The following is a 238-nucleotide window of genomic DNA, read 5'->3' on the forward strand; positions in this document are numbered from 1 at the left end:
AAATGTGTGTTTTGCTGGCGCAGCAGGCGCGACGATACTGATTTCAGATTGTTGACCATCACACTGACCGCCAGTTTTGGCGGGTAAGCAACCAGCAGATGCACATGGTCAGGCTCTCCGTCCATCTCAATAATTTCGCATTCAAAGTTTTGCCGCAGCGGAGTCAAATGCATCACGCAGTTGAGCGAGCATCTGTCCGTCAAATAGCTTACGTCGATACTTTGTCGTAAAGATCAGA

At 48.7% G+C, this 238-nt stretch carries 1 protein-coding gene; it reads right to left on the reverse strand.

Annotation, left to right across the window (positions count from 1 at the left end; translation table 11 throughout):
• Window positions 1–173, reverse strand: a 173-nt coding sequence (gene tnpA, locus BHE89_RS03040; protein WP_458694203.1) for an IS200/IS605 family transposase, incomplete at its 3' end; no start/stop codon positions are given.
• Between the last annotated feature and the right edge of the window lie 65 nt (window positions 174–238).

The sequence above is a fragment of the Shigella sp. FC1967 genome, from assembly GCF_001743005.1.
In the GTDB taxonomy this organism is placed as follows: domain Bacteria; phylum Pseudomonadota; class Gammaproteobacteria; order Enterobacterales; family Enterobacteriaceae; genus Proteus.